This window comes from Oceanicola granulosus HTCC2516 (assembly GCF_000153305.1).
GTDB classification, from domain to species: domain Bacteria; phylum Pseudomonadota; class Alphaproteobacteria; order Rhodobacterales; family Rhodobacteraceae; genus Oceanicola; species Oceanicola granulosus.
This window is the reverse complement of sequence record NZ_CH724111.1, coordinates 42239-54855: the sequence shown is the minus strand read 5'-3', so window position 1 is coordinate 54855 and position 12617 is coordinate 42239. Positions and strand designations below refer to the sequence as shown.

At 66.2% G+C, this 12617-nt stretch carries 13 protein-coding genes; 9 read left to right on the top strand and 4 right to left on the bottom strand.

Annotated features, from left to right (window positions below; all coding sequences use genetic code 11):
* Window positions 1-103: 103 nt before the first annotated feature.
* On the top strand, window positions 104-772 hold the full coding sequence (locus OG2516_RS18215) for a sensor histidine kinase (protein ID WP_007257177.1): 669 nt from the start codon (window positions 104-106) through the stop codon (window positions 770-772).
* On the opposite strand, the gene OG2516_RS18210 is transcribed toward OG2516_RS18215, so the two are convergent.
* The 3 genes from OG2516_RS18210 to OG2516_RS20495 form a co-directional block, all read right to left on the bottom strand.
* Window positions 714-1463 (bottom strand): Crp/Fnr family transcriptional regulator, encoded by a 750-nt coding sequence (locus OG2516_RS18210; protein WP_007257176.1) that lies wholly within the window; start codon window positions 1461-1463, stop codon window positions 714-716. The genes OG2516_RS18215 and OG2516_RS18210 overlap by 59 nt on opposite strands.
* 134 nt (window positions 1464-1597) lie before the next feature.
* The gene (locus OG2516_RS18205; protein WP_007257175.1) at window positions 1598-1963 is read right to left on the bottom strand and encodes a hypothetical protein; all 366 of its coding nucleotides are present in this window, start codon (window positions 1961-1963) and stop codon (window positions 1598-1600) included.
* A 118-nt stretch (window positions 1964-2081) separates the two neighbouring features.
* Complete coding sequence (locus OG2516_RS20495; protein ID WP_007257174.1) at window positions 2082-2252, bottom strand: hypothetical protein; 171 nt, start codon at window positions 2250-2252, stop codon at window positions 2082-2084.
* A 271-nt stretch (window positions 2253-2523) separates the two neighbouring features.
* On the opposite strand from OG2516_RS20495, the gene OG2516_RS18200 reads away from it, so the two are divergent.
* Both OG2516_RS18200 and OG2516_RS18195 read left to right on the top strand, forming a co-directional pair.
* Complete coding sequence (locus tag OG2516_RS18200) at window positions 2524-3270, top strand: DUF4336 domain-containing protein (protein ID WP_007257173.1); 747 nt, start codon at window positions 2524-2526, stop codon at window positions 3268-3270.
* Complete coding sequence (locus OG2516_RS18195) at window positions 3267-4307, top strand: SDR family oxidoreductase (protein ID WP_281004414.1); 1041 nt, start codon at window positions 3267-3269, stop codon at window positions 4305-4307. The genes OG2516_RS18200 and OG2516_RS18195 overlap by 4 nt, the downstream gene beginning before the upstream one ends.
* A 123-nt stretch (window positions 4308-4430) precedes the next feature.
* On the opposite strand, the gene OG2516_RS18190 is transcribed toward OG2516_RS18195, so the two are convergent.
* On the bottom strand, window positions 4431-5225 hold the full coding sequence (locus OG2516_RS18190; RefSeq protein ID WP_007257171.1) for an IclR family transcriptional regulator: 795 nt from the start codon (window positions 5223-5225) through the stop codon (window positions 4431-4433).
* A gap of 585 nt (window positions 5226-5810) precedes the next feature.
* Here OG2516_RS18190 and OG2516_RS18185 point away from each other — a divergent pair.
* Genes OG2516_RS18185 through OG2516_RS18160 form a run of 6 tightly spaced genes read left to right on the top strand, consistent with a single transcriptional unit; the run spans window position 5811 to window position 12393 of the window.
* A complete protein-coding gene (locus OG2516_RS18185) occupies window positions 5811-6923 on the top strand; it encodes a glycoside hydrolase family 172 protein (RefSeq protein WP_040616410.1) in 1113 nt (370 codons plus the stop codon).
* 6 nt (window positions 6924-6929) lie between these two features.
* Window positions 6930-7928, top strand: a complete 999-nt coding sequence (locus OG2516_RS18180) for an ABC transporter permease (protein WP_007257169.1) — start codon at window positions 6930-6932, stop codon at window positions 7926-7928.
* 1 nt (window position 7929) lies between these two features.
* Window positions 7930-8769 carry an ABC transporter permease gene (locus OG2516_RS18175; protein WP_007257168.1) on the top strand — a complete coding sequence of 280 codons (840 nt, stop codon included), beginning with the start codon at window positions 7930-7932 and terminating at the stop codon, window positions 8767-8769.
* Complete coding sequence (locus tag OG2516_RS18170) at window positions 8766-9581, top strand: ABC transporter ATP-binding protein (protein ID WP_007257167.1); 816 nt, start codon at window positions 8766-8768, stop codon at window positions 9579-9581. Before OG2516_RS18175 ends, OG2516_RS18170 begins: the two co-directional genes overlap by 4 nt.
* On the top strand, window positions 9578-10429 hold the full coding sequence (locus OG2516_RS18165) for an ABC transporter ATP-binding protein (RefSeq protein ID WP_007257166.1): 852 nt from the start codon (window positions 9578-9580) through the stop codon (window positions 10427-10429). The genes OG2516_RS18170 and OG2516_RS18165 overlap by 4 nt, the downstream gene beginning before the upstream one ends.
* Before the next feature lie 44 nt (window positions 10430-10473).
* Complete coding sequence (locus OG2516_RS18160) at window positions 10474-12393, top strand: ABC transporter substrate-binding protein (protein ID WP_007257165.1); 1920 nt, start codon at window positions 10474-10476, stop codon at window positions 12391-12393.
* The last annotated feature ends 224 nt before the right edge of the window (window positions 12394-12617 follow it).

Genomic DNA, 12617 nt, shown 5'->3' with positions numbered 1-12617 from the left:
GGGAGGTGCCGTATAACAAGCCTACGTCCGACGAAATGAGCGAACGAGCAGATGTCGTCCAAACATCTCGTCATGAAACGAGCCTCTCCAGAGGAGCTGACGAGTGACCTCGAGCAGTTCGCACACATCCTGCGCCGCCGAAGACATCATCTTGCGGCAGAAGGAGGCAGACCACCGCATCGCCAACAGCTTGCAGTTCCTCGCCGCCATGTTGCGCCACGAGAGCCGGCAGATGACATCCGTCGAGACGGCACGCGATGCGCTGATATCCGCGGCCAGTCGGCTCGCGGCGATGGCGCGGGTGCACCGGGAGCTTGCGAACAACGTCTCCGACGAGGAGGTGGCGCTGAGCGAGGTGCTCGCGCCGCTTTGTGCGGATATCTCCGAGATCATCCGGGCTGCCATCGAGGTGAAGTGCGGCGCCGTGACCGTGGACGGGCACGAGGCGGGGCAGATCGGCGTGCTTCTGAATGAGCTTGCCATGAACGCGGTCAAGCACGCCTCGCCGGACGGCCGGAGCGTGGTGGTGACGCTCGAGGCTGACCGCCTGGAGGACGGACGCCTGCGCCTCGTGGTGCGCGACAACGGCGATGGACTGCCGGCGGGCTTCCGGCTGGACGATGCAGCGGGGCTGGGGCTGAGCATCGTTATCTCCACCGTCGAAAGACTGGACGGATCGATCGACGTCCTCACCGACGGCGCCGGAGCGGGCTTCAGAATTCTGCTGCCCCGCCGGGCAGACGGTCAGGCTGCCAGCTTCCCAGAAGCCTGACATACTCCGCCTCGGGAACCCCGTAGGAGCCTTTCGCCTCCTGCTCCAGCCCCGCCCGGTCGAGCACGATGATCTCGCCACGATTGGCGCGGATCAGTCCCTTGCCTTCAAGCAGGTGGGTGCCCACCGTGACGCCCGCGCGACGCACGCCGAGCATGATCGACAGGAACTCGTGGGTCAGCGCCATGCGGTCGCCGCCGATCCGGTCGTGGCACATGAGCAGCCAGCGCGCGAGCCGCTCCTCCAGCTTCGCCTGCCCGTTGGAGAAGGCGGTGTAGGTCACCTGGACGAGCAGCGTCAGCACGTAGAGCAGCAGGTGGCGGTGCAAAGCGGGACTTTCTTCGAGGAGGCCGCGCAGGACGCCGGTCTCGATCGCCAGCCCGTGGCCGGGGATCTGGATCACGACCTCGCTCGGGTTGTCGACGCTGCCAAGGACGACGGAGACGCCGGACATTCCCTCGGACCCGAACAGGCCGGCCTCGATCCGCCGCTTGCCATCGCCGACCGCGAGCATCGAGCCGACGCCGGTGAGAGGAAAGATGACGCGCGTGACCGGATCGTCGACCGCCTCGACCACCAGCCCCCGCCCGAGCGTCACCGGCTCGAGATGAGGCACGAGCAGCGCCTGAGCTGCATCCGGCAGGGTTCTGAGCAGGTTGTTCTGCTCCGGCGCATAAGGGCTGACGGCCATCGGTTCTGCTCCTGCGAAGGCAAGAGCACATGAAGCGGTCTCCCAGCCAACCATGCCAAATGTCCGTGCGGTTGGTCGGCGAAGCGTGCCACGGCCGGAGGCGCGCGTCTACGCGGGGTGCGGTAGCGTACCGTCTAGCGTGATGCGTCGCCGGGAGAGGGCTGCCGGGTCCGCGCGCGCAAGATCAAGGTGACGGGAGCGCCTGCCAGTGACGGCGCGAGGGTCTCGGCGATTTCGAAAGCGAGGGTGCAGGGCGCGCCCCGGTGATCGCGGAGCGTCAGGCGGCAGCGACCGAGGGCGGCGATTGTCTCGCGCAGCTGGATGTGCAGGCCGTCGGCGTCGGCACGGCTGAAGAGCGACAGGCGCCACTCGCCGCCCTGCTCGTCGGAGATCACCACGTGGTCCTGCTCCTGATTGGACCCGGGCCCGAAGCGAACCGACACGGGGAGATCCAGCTCCCGCTGCAGCGCGCGGGCAACGACTTTCTCGCGTTCTGACATGCCCTCCCTTTCGCCGGGGGATGATCGAGTCGAGTAACCAGCTATTCCCCTCCGATGGATCGGGCAATCCAGCGTGCAAAAGCGTACACACGCGGCGGGCTTTCCGATCTGGCAGGTGCTATGGCCCGCCAGCCAGCGAGCCGACGATCGCCAGGACCAAAGCGTCGAGATCGATTTCTCCGTCGACCGCAAGCCGGCTGCCAGCTTGGAACAGGTTGAAGTTGCACTCGGGATCTTCAGACTGCCGCTGTAGCTCGGTCAGAATCGCGTCTTGAACTTGCTCTTCCACGCTGTGCTCCTTTCGCTTCCGCGTCGACGCGGGCCGCCCGTTCCGGAACCGGACCGCGTCCACTGCAGACGCTTGTCCAACCGGCTGATGCGTCTCGCGTTCCCCTCGGCGGTTCAGTCGACGAAACGGCCGGGAGCGAAGGCGTGCGCTTCTTCAGCTCGTGAGATACGGACAAGCGCCCCGGAACATTTCTTCCGTCCGCCCCGTTCCCCCTGCGTCATCGCGGATTCGGCCTGACCGGTTTTAACGCATCTTGGCGAAGGGGCCTTCCATGGGGTCTGAGGCGCGCGGTTATCCTCCCTTCGACGTGCCGAAGCGCGTCGCCGACGGAGTCTGGATCGTTGACGCGAAGCCGATCCACGCCATGGGACTCGCGCTGCCCGCGCGCATGACCGTCGTCCGTTTGACCGATGGCAGCCTGTGGCTTCACTCGCCCACTCCGTTCAGCCCGGAACTGCTCGCGCGCCTGGAGGAGTTGGGGCCGGTGCGGCACCTCGTGGCGCCGACGATAGGGCACTGGAAGTTCCTGCAGGCTTGGCAACGGCATTGTCCGGGGGCGACTTGCTGGGCCGCACCGAACCTGCGCCGCCGGCTTCAGGTCAGGGCGTCCGGCGTCCGCTTCGACCACGACCTCGGCGACACGCCGCCCGACGATTGGTCCAGCGACCTGCGGCAGACCGTCGTGCCGGGCGGCGGAGGATTTCGTGAGGTTGCCTTCTTCCATCCCCCGACCCGAACCGTGGTGCTGACCGATCTCGTCTCGAACCTCGAGCCTGATCGCGTTCCGCCGGCCACCCGTCTCTACGCCCGGCTCACCGGTACGCGCGCCCCGGAAGGCTCGACCCCGACATACCTGCGCGCGAGCCTGCTCCTGCGCCGACGCGATGCCGCCGCCGCGTGCGGGCGTCTCGTCGGGTGGGAGCCGGAGCGGGTGATCTTCGCGCACGGGAAGTGGTTCGAGACGGACGGCGCGCGCGAGCTGAAGCGTGCGCTCGCCTGGCTTCTCGACCGGGGATGAACACGGGTACGCACAGTGCCACAACCCGGCCCGGTCAGGGGCCTCCGGACGCGGTCTTCGACATCTCTGGCACTTTGAATGAACAGGAGCCGCCCGAAGGTGTTGAGGAGTCGCCGGCTTCATCGGCATTCGAGGAGGAGCACATGGTCGACCGTCCGAAGATGCAGGATCCAAGGAAGCAGTATCCCGCGCCGCCGTTTCCAAAGCAGCCACAGCAGGCCCCGGGTCTCGCCCGGCGGCTGGAGCCTCCGGCCGACCACGGCGAAGAGAGCTACAAGGGCTCCGGCAAGCTCGAGGGGCGCAAGGCGCTTGTCACCGGCGGCGATTCCGGCATCGGGCGCGCCACTGCCATCGCCTATGCGCGCGAGGGGGCGGATGTCGCGATCTCCTTCCTTCCCGACGAGCAGCCGGACGCCGACGAGGTCATCGCCCTCATCGAGCAGGCGGGACGCAAGGCCGTCGCTCTGCCCGGCGACGTGAGCGAGGAGCGATACGCGCGGGAGCTGCCGAAGCGGGCGGCCGATGAGCTCGGCGGGCTCGACATCCTCGTGGTGAACGCCGGCCACCAGAAGTTCTTTCCCTCGTTCGACGAGCTCACGAGCGACGACTTCGACACGACCATGCGGACGAACCTCTACGCGCTCTTCTGGACGACGCAGGAGGCGGCCAGGATCATGCCCCCGGGCGCATCCATCATCACCACCGCCTCCGTGCAGGCCTACGACCCCTCAACCACCATCATGCATTATGCCACCACCAAGGCCGGGATCGTCGCCTTCACGAAGGCGCTGGCCTCGGAGCTGATCGACAAGGGCATCCGCGCCAACTCCGTCGCGCCCGGTCCCATCTGGACGCCCCTCAACCCGAGCGGCGGGTCCTCGCAGGAGAAGGTGGAGAGCTTCGGCGGCGGAAGCACATTCGGGCGTCCGGGCCAGCCGGTGGAGCTCGCTCCGGTCTACGTGCTCCTGGCCTCGCAGGAAGGCAGCTACATCACCGGAGAGGTCTACGGCATCACGGGCGGCGCCGGCATCGCCTGAGCAGCAGCGCGAAGCGGCTCTCGAGCCGCTTCCAGACTGCAGCTCCAGGCTCGAGGCAGAACCGGCCGACGTGATGCGGATGCGGTTCTGGGAGAAAAGCCCTCGGCCAGGTCGCCCGGGGGGTTAGCCATGCGGCCCGGCATATTGGCCGCCCGTGTAGAAGTCAGTGAGTTCGCGAGCAAATTGCTGGTAGAGTTCGTGAACTTCGTCGATGTCGGGCACCTCGACTTCGTCGATGCGCGTCAGGAACGGGCAATTCACGACCGCGACGGCTCGGTTCTCCTGATCCAGAACGGGGTAGGCCAGGTTCGTGATACCCATGAGCGTGGCCGATGGCATACGTTCGAAGCCCCGTTCCCGGACCCGCGCGACATGCTCCATGAACGCCGTCCGATCGATCGGTGGCTCGCCTTCGGCAAGTCGATGTCGGTCGAGCAACTCCTCGACCTCGGCATCGGTTCGGAAGGCTGCCAGAACGCGCCCGGTCCCGGTGTTTCCCAGGCCGATCGAGATGCCGGTCCGTAGCGCCAGGCCCCAGTTTCCCGGAGATCCGACGGAGGCGACGACGACAATGTCGCCGTCGCTTTCCATCGCGATGTGGCACGCCTGCCAGGCCACCCGGGTCAGAGCCCGCATCTTCGGTGCCGCGACCTCCAGCAGCCTCTGGATCGGGGGCTGGCGCTGGGAGACTGCGAACATCTTCAGCGATAGCGAATAGAGGTCTCCTTCGGAGCGGCGAACGACGTAGCCACGGCGCACCAGAGTGGAGAGCATCCGGTAGATCTCACCCTGGGAACGCTCCAGGGCCTTCGCGATCTCGACCTGGGTCATGCCGTCCATGTTCAGCGACAGCAGTTCGACGATATCCAGACCCTTCTCGAGCGCCGGCGCCCGGTACTTCTCTTCCTTGCCAGCCATCAGTCGGTCCTAGGTCCCTTTCTCGGCATTTCTCAGGCTCCCGGGGCCTCGGCAGTGGCAACCGGTACTCCACCAAAGCCCGGGGCTTCATCTCGATCGAGACCCCGGGTCTGCTCGGCGCGACGCAGGCGCCGTTCCGATCTCACGGGGATCGACGAAACGCTCGTGGAGATGATCCACGAACTCGATCCGGCGGCTGTCCTTTTCGGTAGAGATGGCCACGTAGTCAATCATCGACATGTGCTGCACGTATTCGCACGGGCCGAGAACCCGGGCCGAAAGTGCCTCGATCGCGGCTAGCCGGGAGTTCGTCCCGGCAGGCAAGCGTCATCCCGGGGGCACGCCCTAACGCGTCCGGTACCGCCAGAGCTTCGGTTTCCGAGAGTGCCCGAGTCCCGAAGGCCGAGGCCAGGGCTTCGCCTTGTTTCGCTAAGGATCGATCACGCCCGCGGCCTGCGCTCCGATCAAAGTGAATCTGGCTTGACCATCCACAAGCTTCGATGCATGGTTCGTCCACGGATAAAATATTCACCAACAAATCCCCGTCGATGACGGTGGCGTGTTGGCCAAGGGAGGACGACGCAGATGACCCACTCCGGACTGGGCTCAAATCTTGGCAACCTGTGGCGGCTTTCTTCGGCCAGGACGCGGTCGATCTCGCCGGAGAACTTCACCGGCGAGAAAGGCAAGGGCGGCATGGCGACCGAGGGGACCGGCGCCGGTCCGTCCCGAGATCTGGGTCGTGGCTGGAAGGTCTCGCCCTCGATCGACATGGCTGCCGGCGAGACCCGGACGCTGGCCGAGATCGAGGGGCCGGGGGCGATCCAGCAGATCTGGTGCGTGGTCTCCCAAGTGCCGTGGCGCGACTGCATCCTGCGGATTTATTGGGACGGCCAGGACAACCCGTCGGTGGAATGCCCGCTCGGCGACTTCTTCGCGTCAGGCTGGAACCGCTATGCCCAGATTTCGTCGCTGGCGGTCTGCGTGAATCCGGCGCGGGCGTTCAACTGCTACTGGGAAATGCCCTTCCGCGAGCGCTGCCGGGTGACTCTGGAGAACCGCTCGCCCGACGAGATGACGATCTACTACCAGATCAACTACGTGCTCACGGAGGTTCCCGAAGACGCGGCTTACTTCCACGCTCAGTTCCGCCGCAACAACCCGCTGCCCTACATGGAGGATCACACGATCCTGGACGGGGTCCGCGGTCAGGGCACCTATGTCGGCACCTACATGGCCTGGGGTGTCAACAATAACGGCTGGTGGGGCGAGGGCGAGATCAAGTTCTTCCTCGACGGCGACCAGGAATGGCCGACGATCTGCGGCACCGGGACCGAGGACTATTTCTGCGGCGCCTACAATTTCGACGTCGGCGCGATGGACCCCGATCAGAAGAACGCCTACCGCGAGTTCACCACGCCCTATGCGGGCATGCCGCAGGTGATCCGGCCCGACGGGGTCTACGACAGCCAGACCCGGTTTGGCATGTACCGCTGGCACATCACCGATCCGATCCGCTTCGAAACCGATCTCAAGGTGACGATCCAGGCGCTCGGCTGGCGCGGCTGGCGTAGCAATGAAGAGCGCCGTTATCTGCCGCTGCAGGACGATATTGCCTCGGTCGCCTTCTGGTACCAGACCCTGCCGACGGCGCCGTTCCCCGAACTTCCCTCCCGCGACGACCTGCAGGTCAACTGAAGCCCCATGCGACTTGTCAATTTCATAGCCGGGCGGATCGCGGTCTACGTGATGGTGCTGGCGGTCGGGATGACGATCCTGTTCTTCGTCCCCCGCTTCGCCCCCACAGACCCGGTCGACGCGATGCTCGCCAAGATCGCCGTGCAATCGGGGTACATGGACGCCAGCCAGGTCGATGCGCTGCGCGCCTCGCTGTCGGACACGTTCGGGCTCGATGGCTCCCTGCTCGAGCAGTACGGCGCGTTCTTGCGGCGGGTCTTCGTCGAGTTCGACTTCGGCCCGTCGCTGTCGATGTACCCGACCCCGGTGATGGAGCTGATCAGCAACGCGCTGCCCTGGACCTTCGGGCTCTTGTTCTCGGCGACCATCATCGCCTGGGTGCTCGGCAACTTCGTCGGGCTGCTGGCGGGGTGGAAGCCCAACAGCAACGCCGGCCGGGCGATGGAGGGGCTGGCGATCTGCCTCTACCCGATCCCCTACTACATCGTCGCGCTGATCCTGTCGGTGCTGTTCTCCTACGTCTGGGCGATCTTTCCGCTCACCACCACGATCCGCGGCGCGCCCTGGAGTTGGGACCTCGTCCGCAGCATCGTCTGGAACAGCTTCCTGCCGGCGATGGCGATCGTGATCACCACCTTCGGCTGGTGGATCATCTCGGTGAAGGCGCAGACCCAGGCGCTCAAGGAAGAGGAGTTCGTCCGCTACGCCCGGCTCAAGGGGCTGAGCGACGCCCGTCTGCTGGGGCGCTACATCCTGCCCAACGCGCTGCTGCCGCAGATCACCTTCCTGGCGCTGCAGATCGGGCTGATGTTCAACGGCTCGCTGATCACCGAGATCATCTTCGACTACCCCGGGCTCGGCCTGCTGATCTACAAGGCGGTGCTCCAGGGCGACTACAACCTGCTCATGGGCACGATCAGCCTGTCGATCGTCGCCGTCGCCACCGCGACGATGATCATCGACTTCCTGTACCCGCTCATCGACCCCCGCATCAGGCACGGCTGACATGAGAGCGCTGTTCCAAGACAACCCGTTCCGCCTCTACATCGGCCTCGCGCTGCTGCTGATCGTCAGCGCCATCGGGCTGGTCCTGCCGTGGTTCACCCCGGTCGACCCGCTCGAATGGTACACCGCGCCGCGCAACCAGGGGCCCTCGGGCGCGCATCCGCTGGGCACCACCTCGCTCGGCCAGGACATCTTCTGGCTGCTCACCTGGGCGGTGCGCAACTCGCTGATCCTCGGCGTCTCGGTGGCCTTCCTGTCGACCCTGATCGGCGTCTTCCTCGGCCTGACCGCCGGCTATGTCGGCGGCGGGCTCGACCGGTTTCTGTCGTTCCTGATGGACGCGCTGATCTGCATCCCGACGCTGCCGATCCTGATCCTGCTGGCGGCGCTGTTCGGCGGCCAGCTCAGCCTGGTCGCGGCCGGGGTGGCGCTGGTGGTGTTCAACTGGCCGTTCCCGGGCCGCCAGGTGCGGGCGGTGGCGCTGTCGATGCGCGAGCGCGAATTCGTCAACGTGGCCTGGTTCAGCGGCGAGCGGCGCTCGCGGATCCTGACCCGCCACATCTTTCCCTACATCGCCGGCTGGTCGGCGGCGAACTTCATCAACACCGTACTCGTGGCCATCGCCACCGAATCCGCGCTCGCCGTGATCGGGCTGTCGAGCGCCAGCCAGGCCACCGTGGGAACGATGATCTACTGGGCTCTCAAGTACCAGGCGCTGCTCGGCGAGCGCTACATCTGGATCGGCGCGCCGGTGGTGGTCATTGTCGCCCTCTTCATCGGCCTGTTCCTGATGTCCTCGGGGCTGGCGATGCGGTCCTCGGAGCGGAGGATGAGCATATGATCGAGGTCGACAACGTCACTCTCGGCTACGGCAGCCGCAACTTCATCACCGCCGTCGACGGCGCCAGCATGACCATCGGCCGCAACGAGATCGTCGGCGTCGCCGGCGAGTCGGGCAGCGGCAAGTCGACCCTGATGCGGGCGATCTACGGCGACTTCTCCACCGGGCTGCGGCTGCGCTCGGGGCGGATCACCGCGACCTTCCCGGACCGTGCGCCGATCGATTGCAGCGAGATGCGCAAGACCTGGTGGCAGGACATCTCCTACGTGCCGCAAGGCTCGATGTCGGTGCTGAACCCGCTGATGAAGGTGCACAAGCAGCTCATCGACGGGCTGCCCAAGCACAAGCGCAAGGGCGACCGCCGGGCGATCCGGCGCGACCTCGAGACCTTCCTCGCCGGGCTCGACCTCGACCCGTCGGTGCTCGACGCCTACCCGCACCAGCTCTCGGGCGGCATGCGCCAGCGGGTGCTGGTGGCGATCGCCTCCTATGTCGGGCCGCACCTGATCCTCGCCGACGAGCCGACCACCGCGCTCGACGTGGTGGTGCAGAAGCGGATCCTGCTGATGCTGGTCGAGATCCAGCGCCGGCTCGGCAACACGCTGGTCCTGGTGAGCCACGATCTCGGCGTCCATTACCAGATCGCCGACCGGCTGATCATCATGTTCAAGGGCGAGGTGGTCGAGACCGGGCCCACCGACGAGATCTTCGCCAATCCCAAGCACGAATACACCCAGCGTCTGATCGGCTCGCTGCCGCGGCTCGGTACTCGCAAGTCGACGGTCACGGCGCTCCGGAGGGCGACGCCATGACGGAACCGAACGTGCTCGAGATGACCGGGCTCACCCGGTTGTTCCGCAAGGGCGGCGGCCTGTTCGGCGGCAAGTCCTTCGCCGCGGTGGACGACGTCACCTTCACCCTTCCGGCCGAGCCTTGTGTCTCGTCCATCGTCGGCGAGAGCGGCAGCGGCAAGACCACGCTGGCGCGGATGCTGCTGCGGCTGGTGACCCCGACCAGCGGCGAGATCCGCCTGCTCGGCCGTCCGGTCCACGGCCAGAAGACCGAGCGCATCGACGACATGAGCTTCCGCCGGCAGGTGCAGCCAATCTTCCAGAACCCGTTCGAGGCGTTCAGCGCCTACCTGCCGGTGATCGACTACCTGCGCGCCACCGCCCGCAACCTCGAGGTCGCCGAGGGCGCAAGGGCGGTCGACGCCGAGGTCGACCGGGCGTTGCGGATGGTGGGGCTGTCGCTGGCGCGGGTGGAGGGCAAGTTCATCCGCCAGTTCTCCGGCGGCGAGCTGCAGCGGATCAGTGTCGCCCGCGCCCTGATCCCGCGGCCGCGGCTGATCGTGGCCGACGAGCCGGTGAGCATGGTCGACGCCTCGCTGCGGATGTCGATCGTGAACATCTTCAAGCGGATCAAGGACGAGGAAGGCATTTCCTTCGTCTACATCACTCACGACCTGTCGACCGCTTATTACCTGTCGGACCGGGTCTCGATCATGAACAAGGGCCGGATCATCGAGAGCGGCACCCCCGCCGACGTGCTCGACGATCCCGCAGAGGCCTACACACAGGAACTGATGAACGCGGTGCCGCGGGTCAACGACCGCTGGCCCGAGATCGACCGTCTCAAGGCGGCCTCCGTGCCGGCCTGACCAAGGAACGACCCCGAAATCTCTTGGCATTCGAGGAGGAGAGTATGCAGAGAGTTCATTCCAACGGCCGGCCCGTCCGGGCCCGCCTGGCCCGACTGGGCACCGCGGCGACGCTGGCCCTGATCGCCGGCACCGCCACTGCGCAGGAGATGACCGACGTCGGCACCCCACGGGCCGACACGCTCATCGTCGACATGCTGGGCGCCCGGGTCAGCAACCCGACCAACATGAACATGTACCAGCAGGGGGTCATTCTCGGCCAGGGCCTGCACCAATTGGCACTGTCGCTGCTGTGGGACATCGATACCGCCGCCGGCGAACAGATCCCGGTCCTCGCAGATGCGATGCCGGAACCGCTCAACGACGACTTCACCCGGTTCCGGGTACCGCTCAAGCAGGGGATCACCTGGTCGGATGGCGAGGACTTCACCGCCGACGACGTGATCTTCACCGACCAGATGATCCGGAATACGCCCGAGCTCGCGTTCAGCGCGGCCTATACCGACGTGATCGCCTCGATGACCAAGGTCGACGAGCACACGATCGAGATCGAAACCACGCGCCCGACCCCGCGGCTGTCCGTGGTGCTCGGTTCGGTGATCTACGGCAACTCGTTCTACGTCGTGCCCCAGCACGTCTGGGAGGGTGAGAACGCCGCCACCTTTACCAACTTCCCGCCGGTGACGATCAGCGCTTACGAGTATTCCGAGCACGACCCCAACGGCTCGTGGTTCCTCTGGGAGAAGCGTGACGATTGGCAGAACACCGACATCGGCCAGATGGTCGGCGAGCCGGAGCCTGACTACGTGCTGTTCCGCACCTACGGCACCGAGGAGCGCCGGGTGCTGGCGATGGCCAACAACGAGATGGACATCCTGACCGACATCTCGCCGCAGTCGCTCGACATCCTTCTCAACCAGAACGAGAACGTCCGCGCCTGGTTCCCGGATTTCCCCTACGCCAACCTCGACGATCCCTGCGAAAGGGGGATGCACTTCAACACCGCGGTCGCGCCCTACGACATGTGGCAGACCCGCTGGGCCTTGGCGCTCGCCATCGACATCGAGCGGGCCTCGATCGCGACCTTCGACGGGATGATGCGGGCCTCGCCGCTTGGGGTGCCGCCGACCGAAGTGCTGCAAAACACCTACCACGAGCCGATGACCGAGTGGCTCACCGAGTTCGAACTCGAAGACGGCTACAAGCCGTTCAATCCGGACTTCGCGACGGAGATGGCCGAGCGGCTGCGCTCGGAAGGAATCGACAACATCCCCGAGGACCCCGAGGCTCAACGCGAGCTGTTCGGCGTCGGCTGGTGGAAGCACGACCCCGCGCAGGCCGAGAAGCTCTTGCTCGACGCCGGCTTCACCAAGGACGGTGACACCTGGATGACGCCCGACGGGACGCCCTGGACCATCACCCTCTTCGCCCCGGGCGGGTTCGAGGTGCAGTCCGAACGGCTCGCCTACGCAGTGGCCAACGAGTGGACGCAGTTCGGGGTCCCGACGCAGGTCCAGCCGATGCCGGCCGGCGCCTTCTTCACCGCCGAGAACGCCGGCAGCCATGAGGTCGGCTCCTACTGGGCGGCCGCCTGTGCGATCATCCCCGATGTCTTCGTCAACCTGGAGGGCTGGCACGAAGACTACATCCGCGAGATCGGCGTGCCCGCGTCCGCCAACAGGGGCCGCTACGCCAATCCCGAGCTGTCGGCCCTGATCGATCGCCTCCGCGAGGTTCCCCCGGACCATCCCGAGATCACCGAACTCGGCACGGAGATTCTGAAGGTCCTCGTCGAGGGGATGCCGGCGATCAACATGTTCGGCACGTCGAAGTTCGTCCCGGTCAACGAGACCTACTGGACCAACTATCCGACTGCGGAAAACTACTACGAAGGTCCCTGGTGGTGGTGGTCGAACTTCAAGTTCATCACCGCCCAGCTCGAGCCCGCCACCGCGGCCGAGTAGGCCCGGGCGCGCCTTCCCGCCACTCGGCGGGTGCACGGCGGCAAGGTTTCTTGCCGCCGTGTGTCCGGGCAAGCCCACGGAAGTCGTGCGGGTCATCGACCGACGCCGTCCCGATCACCATGACCTGTCCGGCCTCGTGACCCAGGCCGGGCTGCACGCCGCCTGCAGCCACGCGTGCTGGCGCGAACCACCGATGCGCTGCCGAGACTCCAGCGTTTCCAGAG